The 19,040-nt window shown below is 65.1% G+C and carries 13 protein-coding genes and 1 pseudogene; 9 read left to right on the top strand and 5 right to left on the bottom strand.

Going from position 1 to position 19,040, the window contains the following annotated elements; genetic code table 11:
* Positions 1-125: 125 nt before the first annotated feature.
* The 4 genes and pseudogenes from JN280_RS39400 to JN280_RS12395 form a co-directional block, all read right to left on the bottom strand.
* Positions 126-431, bottom strand: a pseudogene (locus tag JN280_RS39400) (MmcQ/YjbR family DNA-binding protein); the annotation flags it as partial.
* A gap of 168 nt (positions 432-599) precedes the next feature.
* A complete protein-coding gene (ubiG, locus tag JN280_RS12385) occupies positions 600-1,349 on the bottom strand; it encodes a bifunctional 2-polyprenyl-6-hydroxyphenol methylase/3-demethylubiquinol 3-O-methyltransferase UbiG (protein WP_202312532.1) in 750 nt (249 codons plus the stop codon).
* Between the two features lie 220 nt (positions 1,350-1,569).
* Positions 1,570-1,980 carry a type II toxin-antitoxin system VapC family toxin gene (locus tag JN280_RS12390; protein WP_244743260.1) on the bottom strand — a complete coding sequence of 137 codons (411 nt, stop codon included), beginning with the start codon at positions 1,978-1,980 and terminating at the stop codon, positions 1,570-1,572.
* Positions 1,980-2,225 carry a type II toxin-antitoxin system Phd/YefM family antitoxin gene (locus JN280_RS12395; protein WP_202312534.1) on the bottom strand — a complete coding sequence of 82 codons (246 nt, stop codon included), beginning with the start codon at positions 2,223-2,225 and terminating at the stop codon, positions 1,980-1,982. The genes JN280_RS12390 and JN280_RS12395 overlap by 1 nt, the downstream gene beginning before the upstream one ends.
* 292 nt (positions 2,226-2,517) lie before the next feature.
* On the opposite strand from JN280_RS12395, the gene JN280_RS12400 reads away from it, so the two are divergent.
* The 9 genes from JN280_RS12400 (at position 2,518) to JN280_RS12440 (ending at position 15,867) form a co-directional block, all read left to right on the top strand.
* Positions 2,518-3,771, top strand: a complete 1,254-nt coding sequence (locus JN280_RS12400; protein ID WP_202314710.1) for an aspartate kinase — start codon at positions 2,518-2,520, stop codon at positions 3,769-3,771.
* A gap of 84 nt (positions 3,772-3,855) precedes the next feature.
* The gene (gene ptsP, locus JN280_RS12405; RefSeq protein WP_202312535.1) at positions 3,856-6,126 is read left to right on the top strand and encodes a phosphoenolpyruvate--protein phosphotransferase; all 2,271 of its coding nucleotides are present in this window, start codon (positions 3,856-3,858) and stop codon (positions 6,124-6,126) included.
* A gap of 6 nt (positions 6,127-6,132) precedes the next feature.
* On the top strand, positions 6,133-7,203 hold the full coding sequence (gene prfA, locus JN280_RS12410) for a peptide chain release factor 1 (RefSeq protein WP_202312536.1): 1,071 nt from the start codon (positions 6,133-6,135) through the stop codon (positions 7,201-7,203).
* 20 nt (positions 7,204-7,223) lie between these two features.
* Positions 7,224-8,111 carry a peptide chain release factor N(5)-glutamine methyltransferase gene (prmC, locus tag JN280_RS12415; protein WP_202312537.1) on the top strand — a complete coding sequence of 296 codons (888 nt, stop codon included), beginning with the start codon at positions 7,224-7,226 and terminating at the stop codon, positions 8,109-8,111.
* A 279-nt stretch (positions 8,112-8,390) separates the two neighbouring features.
* Positions 8,391-9,185: a DUF4167 domain-containing protein gene (locus JN280_RS12420; RefSeq protein ID WP_202312538.1), complete on the top strand. Its 795-nt coding sequence runs from the start codon at positions 8,391-8,393 to the stop codon at positions 9,183-9,185.
* Between the two features lie 198 nt (positions 9,186-9,383).
* Complete coding sequence (gene clpB, locus JN280_RS12425; RefSeq protein ID WP_202312540.1) at positions 9,384-11,993, top strand: ATP-dependent chaperone ClpB; 2,610 nt, start codon at positions 9,384-9,386, stop codon at positions 11,991-11,993.
* A 108-nt stretch (positions 11,994-12,101) separates the two neighbouring features.
* Complete coding sequence (locus tag JN280_RS12430; RefSeq protein WP_202312542.1) at positions 12,102-12,467, top strand: MmcQ/YjbR family DNA-binding protein; 366 nt, start codon at positions 12,102-12,104, stop codon at positions 12,465-12,467.
* A gap of 232 nt (positions 12,468-12,699) precedes the next feature.
* Entirely contained in the window at positions 12,700-14,175 is a 1,476-nt protein-coding gene (locus tag JN280_RS12435; RefSeq protein WP_202312544.1) for a L,D-transpeptidase family protein, read from the top strand.
* Between the two features lie 153 nt (positions 14,176-14,328).
* On the top strand, positions 14,329-15,867 hold the full coding sequence (locus JN280_RS12440; RefSeq protein ID WP_202312546.1) for an MFS transporter: 1,539 nt from the start codon (positions 14,329-14,331) through the stop codon (positions 15,865-15,867).
* A 184-nt stretch (positions 15,868-16,051) separates the two neighbouring features.
* Here JN280_RS12440 and JN280_RS12445 read toward each other — a convergent pair whose 3' ends face one another.
* A complete protein-coding gene (locus JN280_RS12445) occupies positions 16,052-18,013 on the bottom strand; it encodes a M23 family metallopeptidase (RefSeq protein WP_202312548.1) in 1,962 nt (653 codons plus the stop codon).
* Positions 18,014-19,040 lie beyond the last annotated feature (1,027 nt).

Raw genomic sequence — 19,040 nt, forward strand, 5'->3', positions numbered from 1 at the left:
AATGTCCACGACGCGGCCGACGCGAGGGGGCCGGCGTTGGAGGCCGGCGCCGGATCGTCGGCCCTCGGGCCGGCGGCCCCATGCTGCCTGGTTGGCGCGGGGCCCGGATTGTCGAGGGTCTTGCGCAGCCCGGCAGGCGCGGCATTGCGCCAGGCCATGGCGAGGGTGCTTTTCAGCGTCGCCTCGTCTGCACTGGCCAGGAACATGATCGTCCAGCCTTGGCGACCCCAGCCGCCCGGCACGGGGGCGAACACGGCCGGCTCGGCGCCGGTCAGCATCTCCTGTTCGTCCGGCGTCAGCTTGAAGACGGCGCGATCCGGCCCGGGCAAGGTCATGAATATGTGATCGCGGACCCGGAAATCCGGCTTGCCGAAATGCGACTTCTCGATCGCCTCCGGCATGCCGAGGGCGAGGTGGCGGGCAGTCACCATATCCATGGGGCCAATCTCCCAAGGCCGATTTTTCGGCCCGACCATGCCCGGTTCCCGCCTGCCGGTATTGGAGAAATGTTACCTCAGGGGCAATGTTGCCATGGGTACAACTTGTGTTGCCCCGCCAATGCTGCCCCGGGGACAGCCAACGCTGCCGGCGCGTCGTCGTCAGACCGAAGCCTTTTCAGCGAGCACCATATAGTTGACGTCCATGTCGGCGGATTTCTGCCAGCGGTCCGCCAGCGGATGATAGACGACGCCGGTGCGGTCGATGACCGTGAGCCCGGCCTTGCCGAGTGCGGCCTCCAGCTCCTCGGGGCGGACCAGCTTGCCATATTGGTGCGTGCCGCGCGGCAGCCAGCGCAGCACATATTCGGCGCCGACGATGGCGAGGCCGAGAGCCTTCAGCGTGCGGTTGATCGTGGCGACGAACATGATGCCGCCAGGCTTCACCATGTCGGCGCATTTGCCGATGAACAGGTCGATGTCGGCGACGTGCTCGACCACTTCCATGTTGAGGACGACGTCGAACTTCTCGCCGGCGTCGGCCAGATCCTCGGCGGTCGTCGCCCGGTAGTCGACGGTGACGCCGCTTTCGGCCGCGTGAAGTTTCGCCACCTCGATATTGGTTGCCGCTGCGTCGGCGCCGACGACTTCGGCGCCCAGCCGCGCCATCGGCTCGCACAACAGCCCGCCGCCGCAGCCGATGTCGAGGAAACGCAGTCCCTCGAAAGGCCGCGCTGCGCGCGGATCGCGCCCGAAACGCGTGGCGACATGGTCGCGTATCCAGGCCAGGCGCACCGGGTTGAACTTGTGCAGCGGCTTGAACTTGCCGTTGGGATCCCACCATTCGGCGGCAAGCGCGGCGAAGCGCTCGACTTCGGAAGCGTCGATGGTCGTTCGTCGGGCTTCGGGCATGATCTGGTCTCCTTCGAGACGCAAGGAAGTCGGTAGAGCCGGCCCGAATGTCAAGGCCGGTTTTTCCTTTTCGGGCAATTGCTGGCCGATCGGGCGGCTATTTCAGGTTGTATGCAGGCGGCCGGCAAGCACCGACGAGGAAAGCGCTAGCGAGCACTGTCGCAGGCTATTTTGACCAGCGTTGGCAGGATGTCGCTTGCGACGGTCGATGCCACAACATTCATAGCGCGGCGTCGATCGTCCCGATTTGCTCGGCGTTCGCGGCGGCGGCAAGTTGCCTGTCCAGCGTCGCAAGGGGTATGCGCTCACGCAACGCCAATTCGAGATAGGCCGCATCATAAACACTCAGCCGATGCTTGCGCGCCAGGGCGAGCAGTATGGTCTCATCCGGCGATTGATCGAGCGGCACGCGTAACCCAGCCAGCAGCGCGAGCGCCTTGGCCGTATGGGCCGCGTCGATGCGGCCCCGTTTCTCATTCGTGACCAGGAGGTTGCGGACCTCGAACCACCACACGGCAGGCGCGACAAGCTCGTCGACAGCCGCGCGGGCGCGAGCCGCACCGGCGACGGGATCGTGCCCGTCGGGTAAAAGCCAGCAGGCTGTAATTGAGGCATCAATGACGAACGGCATCAGTATTTATGCCCTTCGTGTCGGGCCGACAGGATTTCGTCCCTCGTCAAGGATGGCATCGTCTTGCGAAACTCATCGATCTCCTCGAACACCCTGGCGATGCGCTCACGCCGTTCGTCGGTTTCGGGCACGATACGGGCGATCGGCCGGCCATGGCGGGTGATGACAATGGTTTCGCCGCGCTCCACTTCGGAGAGCAGTCGAGGCAGATGGATCTTGGCCTCCGAGGCTTGAACTTCACGCATAAGCGAACTCCTTATCGACCAGTTGATTGAACCATACCATCTTTGGAACAAAGTGGCAACAATTGCAGGGCCGCCGCTGGTGTGGCCGCCTCTCCTCTCCATACGGTTTCGAAGCGGCCAGCGTTTCTCCGGGCAGTCGGCGCGGCGACCGAGGCCTGGCTCGCAGCTTGCCTAGCGTCCCTGTTTTGGCTAAGGAGGCGACCGCATTGGGCGCCTCGGCTTTCCGGGGCGCTTTCGTATGATCGTTTGCCGGCGTCCCGCCGGCGACCTGCAGCAAGGGCATTCCGCTTCCATGGCGCGCATCGTGATGAAATTCGGCGGAACCTCCGTCGCCGACATCAGCCGCATCCGCAACGTGGCGCGCCATGTCAAACGCGAGGTCGACGCGGGTCATGATGTCGCCGTCGTCGTGTCGGCCATGGCCGGCAAGACCAACGAGCTGGTCGCCTGGACGCGCGAGGCCTCGGCCATGCACGACGCGCGCGAATACGACGCCGTCGTGGCCTCCGGCGAACAGGTCACAGCGGGGCTTCTCGCGATCGTGCTGCAGTCCATGGGCGTCCATGCGCGCTCCTGGCTGGGCTGGCAGATCCCGATCCGCACCGACAACGCACATGGCGCGGCCCGCATCCTCGACATCGACGGATCGTTCCTGATCAAGCGGTTCGGCGAGGGGCAGGTTGCCGTCATCGCCGGCTTCCAGGGCCTCGGGCCCGACAACCGCATCGCCACGCTCGGCCGCGGCGGTTCCGACACCAGCGCCGTGGCGATCGCCGCCGCGGTGAAGGCCGACCGTTGTGATATCTATACCGATGTCGACGGCGTCTACACCACCGATCCGCGCATCGAGCCCAAGGCGCGCCGGCTTGCCAAGATCTCCTTCGAGGAGATGCTGGAAATGGCTTCGCTCGGCGCCAAGGTGCTGCAGGTGCGCTCCGTCGAGCTCGCCATGGTGCATCGGGTGCGTACCTTCGTGCGGTCGTCCTTCGAGGATCCCGATGCGCCTGGCATGGGCGATCTCTTGAATCCGCCTGGAACGCTCATTTGCGACGAGGAAGAAATCGTGGAACAGCAGGTCGTCACCGGAATCGCCTATGCCAAGGACGAGGCCCAGGTCTCGCTGCGCCGTGTCGCCGACCGGCCCGGCGTGGCCGCCGGCATCTTCGGCCCGCTGGCCGAGGCCAACATCAATGTCGACATGATCGTCCAGAACATCTCCGAGGACGGCAAGTCGACCGACATGACCTTCACCGTGCCGTCGGGTGATATCGACAAGGCGCTGGCCGTGCTCGACAAGGTCAAGCAGACGGTCGGTTTCGACGTCGTCCAGTCCGAGGCCGGCATGTCGAAGATCTCGGTGATCGGCATCGGCATGAGGAGCCACGCCGGCGTTGCGGCGACCGCCTTCAAGGCGCTGGCCGACAAGGCGATCAACATCCGCGCCATCACCACATCGGAGATCAAGATCTCCATCCTGATCGACGGTCCGTACACTGAACTTGCAGTTCGCACTTTGCATTCCGTTTACGGTCTGGATAAGCAATAATCAGACGAGATTCTGAAGCGGCCCCGCCGGTCGTCCGTTCGAGGCGGACAGGCCGGCAAGGCCATTGGAAAAGGCCTCGAACCGATGCGTGATCAAGCCGCCGGCCCGCGCGTGCTTCTGAAACGCCTCCGCGAGCTCATGGCGGAGGCGCTGGAGCCGCAGGAGCGGCTCGACCGCATCGTGCGCGAAATCGCTTCCAACATGGTGGCCGAGGTGTGCTCGCTCTATGTGCTGCGCGCCGACGCGGTGCTGGAGCTCTACGCCACGGTCGGCCTCAATCCCGGTTCGGTGCACCTCGCCCAACTGCGCCTCGGCCAGGGCCTCGTCGGCACGATCGCGGCCAGCGCCCGGGCGCTCAACCTCTCCGACGCCCAGTTGCATCCGGCCTTCGCCTATCTGCCGGAGACGGGTGAGGAGATCTACCATTCCTTCCTCGGCGTGCCTGTGCTGCGCGCGGGCCGCACGCTCGGCGTGCTGGTCGTCCAGAACCGCACCAAGCGCCACTATCGCGACGACGAGCTGGAAGCCCTCGAAACGACGGCGATGGTGATCGCCGAGATGATCGCTACCGGCGATCTCGCGCGGCTGACCCGGCCCGGGCTCGAACTCGACCTCACCCGCCCGGCAAGCTTTTCGGGCCTGTCCTTCAACGAAGGCGTCGGTCTCGGCCATGTCGTGCTGCACGAGCCGCGCATCGTCGTGACGAACCTCTTCAACGAGGACACGGAAGAGGAACTGCGCCGCCTGGACGATGCGCTCGGCTCGCTACGGCTGTCGATCGACGACATGCTGTCGCGCCGCGACGTCGCCTTCGAGGGCGAGCACCGCGCCGTGTTGGAAGCCTACCGCATGTTCGCCAACGACCGCGGCTGGGTGCGCCGGCTGGACGAGGCGGTGCGCAACGGCCTGACCGCCGAAGCCGCGGTCGAGAAGGTGCAGAGCGACATGCGCGCGCGCATGCTGCACATGACCGATCCCTATATGCGCGAGCGCATGAGCGATTTCGACGATCTCGCCAACCGCCTGCTGCGCCAGCTCATGGGCCATGGGCCCGAAGTGCTGGCCGCCTCTCTTCCCAAGGACGCCATCATCGTGGCGCGGTCGATGGGCGCGGCCGAACTGCTCGACTACCCGCGCGACAAACTGCGCGGCCTCGTTCTGGAAGACGGCGCGGTGACCAGCCACGTCGTCATCGTCGCCCGCGCCATGGGCATTCCCGTCGCCGGCCAGATGAAAGGCGCAGTCTCCATGGCGGAGAACGGCGATGCCATCATCGTCGACGGCGACGAGGGCCGGATCCATCTTCGTCCGCAGTCCGATGTCGAGGCAGCCTATGCCGAGAAGGTGCGGTTCCGGGCGCGGCGGCAGGAACTCTATCGCGAGCTGCGCAACAAGCCGTCGAATACGCTCGACGGGGTGCATGTCGACCTGCTCATGAATGCCGGCCTCGCGGTAGACCTGCCGCAGCTCGCCGAATCGGGCGCCGCGGGCATCGGCCTCTTCCGCACCGAGCTGCAGTTCATGGTGGCCGCCACCTTCCCGCGCGCCGAAGCGCAGGAGAAGCTGTACCGCGACGTGCTCGACGCGGCCAAGGGCAAACCCGTCACCTTCCGCACCATCGATATCGGCGGCGACAAGGTGCTGCCCTATTTCAAGAACGTCGTGAACGAGGAGAATCCCGCCCTTGGCTGGCGCGCCATCCGGCTGACGCTTGATCGTCCGGCCCTGTTGAGGACGCAGGTGCGTGCGCTGCTCAAGGCGGCGGGCGGACGCGAGCTGCGCCTGATGCTGCCGATGGTCACCGAGCTCGGCGAGATCTTCCAGGCCCGCGAGATCATCGATCGCGAAGTGCGGCATCTGTCGCGCTTCGCCCACGACCTGCCGAACATCCTCAAGATCGGCGCCATGATCGAGGTGCCGTCGCTCTTGTGGCAACTCGACGAACTGATGCGCACGGTCGATTTCGTGTCGGTGGGATCGAACGATCTGTTCCAGTTCGTGATGGCGACCGATCGCGGCAATACGCAGCTCTCCGACCGTTTCGATGCGCTCTCGGTGCCGTTCCTGCGCGTGCTGAAGCAGATCGTCGACGCGGGCAAGGCCAACGACACGTCCGTCACGCTATGCGGCGAGCTCGCCGGGCGGCCGATCTCGGCGATGACGCTGGTCGGTCTGGGCTACCGCTCGATCTCGATGTCGCCGGCCTCGATCGGCCCGGTCAAGGCGATGCTCGCCGAACTGCCGCTCGCCAAGCTGGAAAGCTTCCTCGCCGACGCGATGGCAAAACCGGGCGCCGGGCGCAACACCCGCGAGGAGCTGGTCGCCTTCGCCCGGGAAAACAACATTCCGATTTGAAGCCACATGATCAGCCTACCTCGTGACCGCATGGACCAGCTCGTCAAGCGTTTCGACATGCTCGAAGCGCAGATGGCGGCCGGCCCCGAGCCCGAAGCCTATGTGAAGATGGCTTCCGAATATGCCGAGCTGCAGGACATGGCCGGCAAGATCCGCGATCTGCGCACGGCCGAGCGCGAGCTCACCGACCTGCAGGCCATGCTCGCGGACAAGACCACCGACGCGGACATGCGGGAACTGGCCGAGGCCGATCTTCCCGCGGTCGAGGAGCGCATCGAAGGCCTGCAGAAGGACATCCAGATCCTGCTCCTGCCCAAGGACGCGGCCGACGAGAGGAATGCGATCCTCGAAATCCGCGCCGGGACGGGCGGCGACGAGGCGGCGCTCTTCGCCGGCGATCTGTTCCGCATGTATGAGCGCTATGCCTCGTCCAAGGGCTGGCGCTTCGAGACGGTCTCGGCCAGCGAGGGCGAGGTCGGCGGGTTCAAGGAAATCATCGCTACGGTGTCGGGCAGGGGCGTGTTCGCCCATCTCAAATTCGAATCGGGCGTGCATCGCGTCCAGCGCGTGCCCGAAACCGAGGCCGGCGGGCGCATCCATACCTCCGCCGCGACGGTGGCCGTGCTGCCCGAAGCCGAGGAGGTCGATATCGAGATCAGGGCCGACGACATCCGCATCGACACGATGCGGGCTTCCGGTGCGGGCGGCCAGCACGTGAACACGACGGACTCGGCCGTGCGCATCACCCACCTGCCGACCGGCATCATCGTCGTCCAGGCGGAGAAGTCGCAGCATCAGAACCGGGCCCGCGCCATGCAGATCCTGCGCGCCCGGCTCTACGACATGGAGCGCTCGAAGGCGGCAGAGGAGCGCTCGGAATCGCGCCGGCTGCAAGTGGGGTCGGGCGACCGCTCGGAGCGCATCCGCACCTACAATTTCCCGCAGGGCCGCGTCACCGACCATCGCATAAACCTGACGCTCTACAAGCTCGACCGGGTCATGGAGGGCGAACTCGACGAGGTCGTCGATGCGTTGATCGCCGACCACCAGTCCAGGCTGCTGGCCGAGTTCGGCTAGGGACCCCAGGGCGGCGCGCGATGACCGACACCACCCTCGGCGGCATGTTGCGCCTGGCCAGGACCGAACTTGCCGCCGCCGGCGTAGCGGGCGCGGCCCTCGATGCCAGGCTCCTGGTCGAGCATTTTTCCGGCTCGACGCGGATGGACGCCATCACCGCACCCGACAGGCCGCTCGATGCGGCCATTGTCGGCGCCATCATGGCGGCGGTGGCGCGCCGGGTGCGCGGCGAACCCGTGCATCGCATCCTCGGCCATCGCGAGTTCCACGGGCTTACCCTGAGGCTGTCGCCCGAGACCCTGGAGCCCCGGCCGGATACCGAGACGCTGGTCGATGCGATGCTGCCTTTCGTGAGACAGACTGTCGCGGCGGAGGGCTGCTGCCGCATCCTCGACCTCGGTACGGGCACCGGTGCGATCGCGCTGGCGCTGCTGAAGGAGGTGCCTGATGCCACCGCGCTTGGTGTCGACATATCGGAGGAAGCGCTGGGGACTGCGGCCGGCAATGCAGAGGCGGCCGCGCTTTCGCCGCGCTTCGCCACGCTTCGTTCCGACTGGTTTTCCAATGTTACCGGAAAATTCCATGGAATTGTCTCGAACCCACCCTATATATGCACGCAGGAACTGGAAGGGCTCCAGCCGGAAGTAAGGCTGTTCGACCCGCTCCGGGCGCTGGACGGCGGTGCCGACGGGCTTGATGCCTATCGGATCATTGCCGCGGGTGCGGCGCCCCATCTCGAGGGCAATGGCCGGATCGCAGTAGAGATCGGTCATCGGCAGAGGGATGACGTGACGGGCCTCTTCCTGGAAGCCGGCTATCGGTTGACAGAAGCGTTGTCGGACCTCGGCGGCAATGATCGCGTGCTCGTTTTTTGCCCGATGAAGCACGTTGCCGCACCGCAGAAATAACGCTTGGCAACCAGCACGAATATCGATAGGGTCCCGGCAACCGGATGAGACGAAGCAGGCAGTGCTGTTACCAATTCGGTTTCCTTTTGAAGCAAGCTGCCTTCTTGCGTGAGCGACGCCTGAGCTTCGTGCGGGGATCGTCCGGCAAGACATGAACCGGAACAGGAAGGCACGTGGCGCCAACGCAAGTAGTGCGGGCGAACACCGGCAGGACGGTACAGAGCGGCAGGCACGTGAGGTGCCCCCGTTTGCTGACAATTTTCCAGATGTGAGAATCGGATGAGGCCACAACAGCAGAACAGGCGCATGCGTGGGCGCAACAACAACAATAACAACAACAACCGCAAGGGTCCGAACCCGCTGACGCGCAACTACGAGAGCAACGGCCCCGATGTGAAGATCCGCGGCTCCGCTCAGCAGATCGCCGAAAAATACGCCGCGCTGGCGCGGGACGCTCAGAGCTCAGGCGACAGGGTGATGGCCGAGAACTATCTCCAGCACGCCGAGCACTACAACCGCATCATCGCGGCCGCGCAGGCCCAGATGCCGGTTCAGCAGCAGGTCCGCGACAATCGCGACGAACTGGACGACGATCTCGACGAAGAGCGCGATGAGTTCGAAAACACCGCGCAGGAGGCCCGCCAACCGGAGGCCCGGCAGCAAGAGCCTCGGCAGCAGGAGCCGCGGCAGCAGGAGGGCCGGCAGCACGAGAGCCGTCAGGGTGAAGGCCGCCACGCCCGGCAGTCCGAGACGAGGCACGAGATCCGCGCATCGGTGGCTCCGGTCGATGGTTCCGGCCCGCAGCCTGTCATCGAGGGGGTTCCGGCCGAAGTGGCGTTTAACCAGGAGCAACCGGCCGAGCCCAACGGCAATGTCGATCAACGCGCCAACGGCAACCATGTCGCCAATGCCGAGGAAGAGGCGCCGCCGCGCCGCGCGCGCCGTCCGCGCCGTCCTCGCGTCCGCGCCGACAATGGCGAAGCCGCCGCCGGCGAGCAGCCGCCGGTCGAGGGCAATGCCGAGACCCCGGCCCGGGCGGGCCAGGAAGCCTCCGACCCGGTTGCCGCGAACTGAGCTTTCGCCGCTTTTCGACCGACATCAGACGGCGGGATTTTCCCGCCGTTTTTGTTCGCGCGCATAACGCTCCGTCCTTGAGCATCGCGCACCTGCGCCCCATATCTGGCGGGTTGGAGTCTGGCTCCTTGGAGCGGGCTCGTCACCCAAGGCTGATCCGGCGCCGCAAAGCGGGCCGGTGACGGAACGGAGACAGATATGAACGTTGAAAAATACTCCGAGCGCGTGCGCGGTTTCATCCAGTCCGCACAGACCGATGCGCTCTCCCGCAATCACCAGCAATTCACTCCCGAACACATTCTGAAGGTGCTCGTCGACGACGAGGAGGGCCTCGCCGCGTCGCTGATCGAGCGCGCCGGCGGCAATGCGCGCGACGTCCGGCTCGGCGTCGACGCCGCGCTGAACGCCATGCCCCGCGTCGAGGGCGGCAACGGCCAGCTCTACATGGCGCAGCCGCTGGCCAAGGTCTTCACCACCGCCGAGGAACTGGCGAAGAAGGCCGGCGACAGCTTCGTCACGGTCGAGCGCCTGCTGACCGCGCTCGCCGTCGAGAAGTCGGCCAAGACCGCCGACATCCTGGCCAAGGCCGGCGTCACGGCCCAGGCGCTCAACCAGGTCATCAACGATGTCCGCAAGGGCCGCACCGCCGATTCGGCGAGCGCGGAGCAAGGCTATGACGCGCTGAAGAAATATGCGCGCGACCTGACTGCCGATGCGCGGTCAGGCAAGCTCGATCCGGTCATCGGCCGCGACGACGAGATCCGCCGCACCATCCAGGTCCTGTCGCGCCGCACCAAGAACAATCCGGTCCTGATCGGTGAGCCCGGCGTCGGCAAGACGGCCATCGCCGAAGGCCTGGCGCTGCGGATCGTCAATGGCGACGTGCCCGAATCGCTCAAGGACAAGCAACTGATGGCGCTCGACATGGGCGCGCTGATCGCCGGTGCGAAATATCGCGGCGAGTTCGAGGAGCGGCTGAAGGCCGTGCTGTCGGAAGTCACAGCGGCCGACGGCAACATCATCCTGTTCATCGACGAGATGCATACGCTGGTCGGCGCAGGCAAGGCCGATGGCGCGATGGATGCCTCCAATCTGCTCAAGCCGGCGCTTGCGCGTGGCGAGCTTCATTGCGTCGGCGCCACCACGCTCGACGAATACAGGAAGCATGTCGAGAAGGATGCAGCACTTGCCCGCCGTTTCCAGCCGGTGTTCGTCAACGAGCCGACGGTCGAGGACACCGTGTCGATCCTGCGCGGCCTGAAGGAGAAGTACGAGCAGCATCACAAGGTGCGGATCTCGGACTCCGCGCTCGTCGCCGCGGCGACCTTGTCCAACCGCTACATCACCGATCGCTTCCTGCCCGACAAGGCGATCGACCTCGTCGACGAAGCCGCGTCGCGGCTGAGGATGCAGGTCGATTCCAAGCCCGAGGCGCTTGATGAAATCGACCGCCGCATCATGCAGCTCAAGATCGAGCGCGAGGCGCTGAAGGTGGAGAAGGACGAGGCCTCGAAGGACAGGCTGGTGCGGCTCGACAAGGAACTGACCGACCTCGAGGAGGAATCCGGCGACCTGACCGCCAAGTGGCAGGCCGAGAAGCAGAAGCTCGGCCTGGCTGCCGACCTGAAGAAAGAGCTCGACGAGGCGCGCAACGAACTGGCGATCGCCCAGCGCAAGGGTGAGTTCCAGCGCGCCGGCGAACTTGCCTACGGCAAGATTCCCGAGCTCGAGAAGAAGCTGCAGGAGGCCGAGGCGCAGGACGGCAAGGACGGGAGCATGGTCGAGGAGACCGTCACGCCCGACCATGTCGCGCATATCGTTTCGCGCTGGACCGGCATTCCGGTCGACAAGATGCTGGAAGGCGAGCGCGAGAAGCTCTTGCGCATGGAGGACGAACTCGCCCGCCGCGTCGTCGGCCAGGGCGAAGCCGTTCAGGCCGTATCCAAGGCGGTGCGGCGCGCCCGTGCCGGGCTGCAGGACCCGAACCGGCCGATCGGCTCGTTCATGTTCCTCGGCCCGACGGGCGTCGGCAAGACCGAACTGACCAAGGCGCTGGCGTCCTTCCTGTTCGACGACGAGAGCGCGATGGTGCGCATCGACATGTCGGAGTTCATGGAAAAGCATTCGGTCGCCCGGCTGATCGGCGCGCCGCCCGGCTATGTCGGCTATGAGGAGGGCGGAGCGCTGACCGAGGCCGTGCGCCGCAGGCCGTATCAGGTCGTGCTGTTCGACGAGATCGAGAAGGCGCATCCCGATGTCTTCAACGTGCTGCTCCAGGTGCTCGACGACGGCCGCCTGACCGACGGCCAGGGCCGCACGGTCGACTTCCGCAACACCTTGATCATCATGACGTCCAATCTCGGCGCCGAATATCTCGTCAATCTCGGCGAGGGCGAGGATGTCGACAAGGTGCGCGACGAGGTGATGGCGGTCGTGAAGGCCTCATTCCGTCCGGAGTTCCTCAACCGCGTCGACGAGGTGATCCTGTTCCACCGGCTGCGCAGGCAGGATATGGGCCAGATCGTCGAAATCCAGCTCAAGCGGCTGGAGAAGCTGCTGTTTGACCGCAAGATCAAGCTGGCGCTGGACAAGGACGCGATCGACTGGCTGGCGGACAAGGGCTACGATCCGGCCTATGGCGCCCGTCCGCTGAAGCGCGTCATCCAGAAGGAACTACAGGACCCGATGGCGGAGAAGATCCTGCTCGGTGATATCCTCGACGGGTCGACCGTGAAGATATCAGCAGGTTCCGACCGGTTGAACTTTCGGTCGAAGCCCTCGGTTGCCGAAACCGAAGAGGCCGCCTGACGAAGGCTGCAGCGTGTCTCGTGAAGAGATGCGCTGCAGGTTCTTGCTTTGGCGCATGTCTTTTCCGAACCGTTGCACATTTTTGGGAGACATGCTTTGGGGACGCAGATGACGCTGGACGAGTACAACGGCTTCTGCGCCTCGCTGCCCGCGACCACGCATGTGGTGCAGTGGGGCGGCGCCCATGTCTGGAAGGTCGGCGGCAAGGTCTTCGCCATTGCCGGCTGGGACGAAGGGAAGCTTCCCTTCGTCACCTTCAAATGTTCCGACATGGCCTTTGAGATCCTGAAAGAGCAGCCGGGGTTGCGGCCTGCTCCCTACCTTGCCTCGCGCGGCATGAGCTGGATCCAGCGGCAGACGGCCGAATCGATGGACGATGAATCGCTCAAGGCCTACCTGCGCGAAAGCCACCGTCTGGTCGCGCTCAAGCTGACCCGGAAGGCGCGCCTGGCCCTCGGTCCTCTTCCGGTCTGAGGCTCTCCCCATAAGACGCGGATCGACGCCGGTACTCTTTCATTTGGCACCGGTTTTTTGCCGAAAACCGGCACCCGCTTCCGTGTCGACGATGGGATCCTTGAAGGAACCGGCCATCTTCATGCCCCGTTCATAGTCGACGGTTCATGGTCGTGCCGGGCGTCGCCGGTGGATTCATTTCGAGCGCGACCGTGGGACGGCGGGCGCCGACGACCGGAGAGATTTGGGAAAGATGTTCCGCAGGACTTTCTTCTTGTCGGCCGTGCTGGCGGGGATCTTCGCCGCCGAAGCGGGAGTGGCGCAGCCCGGGGCGCCATCGCCCAGGCGTGCGACACCGGAAGCGCCGCGGGCGGACATGCTGCAGCTGGCACAATCCGGCGACGTCGAGATCTATTATGACGGGCGCGGGCGGCGCGTTCTCGTCGACGCCTTCACGGGCGAGATCCTCGCCATCCAGGAACCCAGGCGCCAGTTCAGCCGCGAGAGGCAGCGGCGCATGGACCGCGAACGCGAGTTGCGGCGGCCGGGGCGCTACTATCTCGACGATCCCGATGACATGCAGCGTTTTCTGCGCGACCAGGGCGAATTCGCTCCGCCCGTGGACGACTATGGCGAGTTCGCTCCGCCGGCGGATGGCGACTATTCGTTCGAGGAGTTTCCGCCGGCGCCGAACGATCCTTACGAGGAACCGCCGATCGTTGCCTATCCGTCGGAACCCTATGACGGCACCGGCATCCTGGCCGACCGCCGGATCGAGCGGCAGCCGTTGCCCGATGTGCCGCAATGGGTCGAGCCGGGCCAGCCGGACGAAACCATCTTCGAACCGGCCCTGCCCGGGAGCGAGCCGCCGCCGACGAACTTCACCGCCCGGTCCGACGTGGCCGGCCTGCAGGTGCTGCTGGACCGGGCCGGTGCTTCGCCCGGCGTCATCGACGGCAGATTCGGTTCGAATGTCGACAAGGCGATCGTCGCCTATCGCGCGTTGACCGGCGAGAACCTGAAATCCACGGACGCGGAAGGCATCAAGCGCGCGCTTGCCGCGACCGGCGGCGATCCATTCACGACCTATGAGATCACCGCGACCGACGCCGCCGGCCCCTATGTCGCCTCGGTGCCCAACGACTATGGCGAGAAGGCCAAGCTCGAACAACTGAGCTACACCTCGGTCACCGAAATGCTCGCCGAGCGTTTCCATATGGACGAGAACTATCTGAAGTCGCTCAATCCGGACGCGAATTTCAACCGGCCGGGCACTATCATCAAGGTCGCCAATGTCGGCGCCAACATCGCGGCGCCCGTTGCCCGCATCGTCGCCGACAAGGGCCGCAAGCAGGTGCGTGCCTATGGCGCCGACGGCAAGCTCGTCGCGGCCTATCCGGCCACGATCGGATCATCCGATACGCCGTCGCCCACCGGCATCCATGCGGTGTCCCGCATCGCCTTCAATCCGGAATACACCTACAATCCGAAGCTCAATTTCAAACAGGGCAACAACAGCAGAGTGCTGCGGATCCCGCCCGGCCCGAACGGACCGGTCGGCTCGATCTGGATCGCGCTCGACAAGCCGACCTACGGGATCCATGGAACGCCCGATCCCTCCAAGATAGGCAAGACCGAGAGCCATGGCTGCGTGCGCCTCACCAACTGGGACGCGCAGGAACTCGCCAAAATCGTCAAAGCAGGCGTTCCGGTCGAGTTCGTCGAGTAGCGGTATTTTTTTGATCCAGGGCGGCGGGTCTGTCCCGGAGCCGCCCCGGTATCGGGTTCGGTATCGGGTTCCAGGCTGCGGCGCCTCGTGGCTCCGGTGATTCGGGTCGCTGGCGCTTGGCAGGGGGACGACCGCGGCGGCTAGTGTCACGCGATGGAGAGCGCACCCCCAACCACGGGCAATTCCCGCAGTAACGGCACGACCTTCTGCCCGCCGGAGAGCCGGCGTTACGTGCTGGTCGCGGCGATCCTCGCATCCGGCATGGGTTTCATCGACGGCTCGGTCGTTTCGCTCGCCATGCCCGTCATCCGCTCCGACCTCGGCGCCACGCTGGTCGACGCACAGTGGATCAGCAACAGCTACATGCTTTTCCTCTCCGCGCTGGTGCTGCTCGGCGGCGCGGCCGGCGACGTCTACGGCGTGCGCAACATCTTTGCCTGGGGCATCGCGGTCTTCATCGCCACGTCGCTCGCCTGCGCGGTCGCGACCAATGCCGACATGCTGATCGCCATGCGTGCCCTGCAGGGCATCGGCGCGGCCTTCATGGTGCCGGGCAGCCTGGCCATCATCGCCAAATCCTATCCAGCCGAATCGCGTGGCCGCGCGATCGGACTGTGGGCCGCCTTTTCCTCGCTGACGACCGCCGGCGGCCCCTTCATCGGCGGCATGGTGCTTTCCTTCGGCGCGGAATGGATGTGGCGGCTGATCTTCGCCATCAATGTCCCGATCGGTCTCGTCGCGCTCGGCATGCTCCTGGCCAGGGTGCCGCGCGACCGTCCGCCGGAAGAGCGCCGCCTCGACTATGCCGGCGCGCTGCTTGCCACGTTGGGTCTCGGGCTGATGGCTTGGGGTCTGACCGCGTTCGGGCTCCCGCAGGACGAGCGCGGTGACGCTCCCTGGCTGTGGCTTGCGGCCGGTGCTCTCGTCTTCGCCTGCTTCATCCTTTGGGAAAAACATGCCGCCATGCCGATGGTGAAGCTTGCGCTTTTCCGCTCGAAAGCCTTCTCCGGAGCCAATTTCTACACGCTCATCCTGTTCTTCGCGCTGAACGCTGTCCTGTTCTTCCTGCCGATGACGGTGGTGACGGGATGGAACGTCGCGGAATGGGAAGCGAGCCTGCTGGTGGTGCCGCTGTCGCTCTTCATCGCCCTGTTCTCCGGCAGGGCAGGGCGGCTTGCCGACCGCATCGGGCCGCGGCTGCCGCTGGCGGTCGGCGCCGCGCTTGTCGGAGTTTCTTATGCCGGGCTCGCCGCTACCATGCCGATGATGCGGCTCTGGGAGGTGACGCTCCCGATCCTTTTGCTGCAGGCGGCGGGAATGTCGATGCTGGTGTCGCCGCTGTCGGCCGCGGTCATGCTGGCGACGCCCGATTCCGACACCGGGCTCGCCTCGGGCGTCAACAATGCCGTGGCGCGGGCGGCGGGACTGATGGCGGTGGCGGCGCTGGGTGCCGTCGCGAGCCTGGTCTTCGCATCGGTTCTGGGTAAAAGCGTTGCGGAAATCGAGTTCGGCGCGAGGCCGGCTATGCCGCTCGCTGCCGACGTCGAGTTGCTTCGCATCGCCGCGACCAACGGTGCCTTCCAGGCGATCGCCTGGATCTCGGCGCTGATGTGCCTGCTCGCTGCCGTGATCGCCTGGACGACGCAGCCTTCATGGCAAAGGGAACGGGAACCGGCCGGAGCGGCGGGATAGAGCAATTCCAGCAAAAGTGCGCAGCGGTTTTGCGTCCGGAATTGCGTCAAAACAAAGAGCTGGAGCAATTCCAGCAAAAGTGCGCAGCGGTTTTGCGTCCGGAATCGCGTCAAAACAAAGAGCTGGGGCAATTCCAGCAAAAGTGCGCAGCGGTTTTGCGTCCGGAGCGAAAAAATGCTCCAGCTCAGGAAGCCTTCGAAACGCTGGCGATCTTGAGCGGCGAGCCCTTGCTCTCTTCCTTGAGCAACTCGTCGATGCGTTCGCGCTCGCGCTTGAAGGCTTCGAGATCGCCGCCTTTCAGCACGCGCCCGACGGGCAGGCGAACACGCATCGGGTCGACCTTGCGGCCGTTCACCATCAGTTCGTAATGCAGATGGTCGCCGGTCGCCAGACCGGTCGAACCGACATAGCCGATGACCTGGCCCTGGCGGATGCGGGCGCCCGGCACCACACCCTTGGCGATGGCGCTCTGATGATTGTAGGAGGTCTCGTAGCCATTGGCATGGCGGATGATCGTCTGGCGCCCGTAGCCGCCGGCCCAGCCCGCCTTCTCCACCGTGCCGTTACCGGAAGCGATGATCGGGGTGCCGCGGGGTGCGGCCCAGTCGACGCCGGTATGCATCTTGGTATAGCCGAGGATAGGGTGCCGTCGCGCGCCGAAGCCCGAACGGAAGCTGCCGTTGGGTACCGGATTGCGCAAAAGGAACTGCTCGGCGCTGCGGCCGTCCTTGTCGAAGTAGTCGACGGCGCCGTCATGCATCTGGAAACGGTAGAAGGTGCGCGTGTTGCCGCTGAAGGTCGCCGATACATAAAGAAGCTCGGAATCTTCCGACACCTCGTCATTGTCGCCGGGCTGGGAGAAAAACACTTCGATGCGGTCGGCCGGATTGATGCGGGCCTGGTAGTCGACGTCGGAGGCGAGCAGCTTGACGAGCTGCCGCGTCATCGCCTTCGAGATTCCGTAGGAATAGGCGGCGCGGTAGACCGCGTCGTAGACCGAAGGCAGATCGCCGCGCACCCGGACGGGAGGCGGCGAATCGTCGAAGGCGGTCATGATTTCAGGGTTGGGCTCAGGTTCCGAGGCCGGGACATATTGCTCCCGATCATCGATCGCGATGGTGACGAGATGTTGGGTGCGGTTGTAGACGCTGGTCCGCACGACGCGCGCGACGTCCCCGTTCACCTCGAGCCCGACGCGCAAGACCGTGCCTTCCTTCAGCGTATCGGCATTGAGCAGCTTGGCGATCGCCTCGGCCATGCCGGTCGCGTCCGGCCCGGCATAGCCGGAATCGGCGAAGGCCTCCGCTATGTTGCGCGGCATGGTGAACGGGATGATCTCCTCGGCGAAGGCGAGGCCGCCCTGGTCGCCGGAGCTGCGCGGGGTGACCGAGACGTTTTCCTGGACGATCCTCACGCCATAGGACGCGGCGAGCGTCTGGGACGTCAGTGATTCGCCGAAGCGCTGCGGGTCGACATAGTGGAGTGCGGCCACCTGCACGTCGCCGTCGGTAAGGATGGCGCTGGTGTTGCGCACGACGGCCTCGACCTCGTCGGCGCTCAACGCGCTCTGCTCGTCGAAGGCGGCCGTCTCCAGCGGGAAATCGACCGTCTTCAGGCTCATCTCGCTTTCGACCTTGGCGCCATAAAGCGTGCCCGTGGTCGCGGCCTGCGCTGCTGAAGCTCCGTCCTCCGCGAACACCGAAAGCGGATCGAAGGGCGGATAGCTTCTGCTGGTGCTGTGACTGGCGGCGAGCGCCATCTTGATCTGCACGAAAGGCATGGTGCGGATCACGTCGCGGTCGCCGACCCGGCTGACCGTCGACAGTTCCATCCGGCGCCTGTCCTTGGCCCGCGTGATCTGCCGCGCCGGCACGACGCGATCGGTCTTGGCCCGTTCGCCGGCTTCCCCCTTGTTTCCGGGCATGACGAGTTCGGCGATTTCAGGCGGCGTGGCCAACTGCTCGCGGCCATCGAGGGCGGCGAAGAGGGCAACGCCCATCAGCACGCTCGACGTCACGCCGGTCAGGAATGTGCCCGATAGCCAGCGTGCCGACACCTCCCGTCGGTCCGGCGGCCCGCTGCGCCCATCGGCAATCAGCGGCGGCTCGTTGCCGAGCTCAGCTATGGTCGCATCGTCATCTTGCATGCGAAAAAGGCGGATTCGTCCCCGATCAGCAAGCAGTCTTTTGCAATCTTGTCGTTTTCGGTCATGACAATTGCCTGTCATGACGGTCGAAGTCAACGAAAGGCTGGCTGAACGGTCAATTAGCCGTGCATGAAGCGGGCCGGGCGGCCCGCCTGTCCCCCAGGCGTTCGCGGACATATGTGGGATGGGACGCCATTGGGGCGGGAATAGGGCTCAACAGTTGGCGAGCGCTCGGCGAGCGATCACTTCTTGGTTTCGGCCGGTGGACCTCACCCTGGGCGCTCGCGCGGGTGGGTCCCGGCGATTCGCCGGTATGGCCGACTGTCGATGCGTGCCTTCGGCGCCGACGAGCGGGAGGTCGGCGGGCCGGAACCGCGATCGATGCGTCTCCTATATAAGAGGCCGATCGGGGGGGGCGATAACGCAACTGGAGAGAGGAAGGATCACCTGTTCGATTGCCGGTCGCTTGGTCGGCATTGATCATCGGGAGCGTGATACGCGCCTCCGCCATCATGCCTTCGCCTTCCCGCGACGCCTTGCCTGGACATCGGTCGCCAAGCGTCCACACTCCTGCGGCCTCGGGGTCCGGCCTTTGGACATGTCGTTGTAGGGATTCGTGTTTTCGGGCTGGTTTTGGGGTTTGGATGGAAACTGGTCGGGTTACGAAGGGTCATGGGGGTATCGTCGCAAAAAGTTCAAAAAAGGGAGAAATGGTTGTTGACAGTCTGCGGAGGCGGCGACTATATACGCCTCACCAACGAGGGCGGCGCGCCGCTGGCGACTGAGAAGTTCGCCCTTGTGACGGAACTCCAGAGAGCCGCGTGAGCGACACTCTTAAGGGCCCTGAAGCCAGAGGCGAGGCGGCCCGCGACATCGCGTCCAGTGATGTCGGATCTTTGACAACTGAAGATTGAAGAAAGAGAAACGTGGGCGGCAGAGTCCTGCTGAACGTCTCTTGTCCTGAAGGGCTTTATGCCGGACGGGATTTGGGATGTTCGAACGAGACTTTGGCGGACACGTTTCGAGA

The sequence above is a fragment of the Mesorhizobium sp. L-8-10 genome (genome assembly GCF_016756635.1).
Taxonomy (GTDB): Bacteria; Pseudomonadota; Alphaproteobacteria; order Rhizobiales; family Rhizobiaceae.